The sequence below is a fragment of the Campylobacter sp. 2018MI10 genome (assembly GCF_018501175.1).
In the GTDB taxonomy this organism is placed as follows: Bacteria; Campylobacterota; Campylobacteria; order Campylobacterales; family Campylobacteraceae; genus Campylobacter_E.
On the sequence record NZ_JAHCZD010000057.1, the window covers coordinates 1 to 601 of the forward strand.

At 24.6% G+C, this 601-nt stretch carries 1 protein-coding gene; it reads right to left on the reverse strand.

The genetic code is table 11. The features are described from left to right. Positions 1-601 (reverse strand): hypothetical protein (locus tag KJR01_RS09645; protein WP_214119026.1); only part of this gene is annotated, 601 nt, incomplete at both ends.

Sequence of the window (601 nt, forward strand, 5' to 3'; positions counted from 1 at the left end):
TTGTATCGCTTAAATCTTTTTTAAATTCTTTCGTAAAATCTATAAAATCTCCTAGCTTATCACTACTTATTAAATCTTTTAATTTATCTTCGCTTATTTTTAATTCATTACTTATGTTTTGGATATTAAATTTTTGTAATATTTCTTTTTCGTTATTATCTAAAGATTGTGATTTTTTAAGTTTTTCAATTATATTATTAAGTTTGATTTGTTCTTCTGTTTTTTTATTTAATTCTTCAGTTATATTAGTATTTATTTTTTTGTGTGAAATTGTCATAAAAGGTAGATTATCTAAAAATACTCCATATTGGTAAGCAGTGTCAGAATAATTGTATTTTTCAGCAATTGTTATATAGCCATCAAGATTTTTATCCATACTAATATTCCCATCAAGTATTGTGCTAATATCAGTTGATTGTTTATTATCAACAGTCAAAATACTTGGAACATAACTTGCAACTTTAGTAGCTTGTCCTGAACCATCTTTAGTTGGCTCTATATATAAAGCAAATGCATAGATAGTATAATCAATTTCTTTTTTATCTACTTCTCCATCGTTATTTCTATCGGCTGCTAAAAAATTACTCTTATACGCTACATC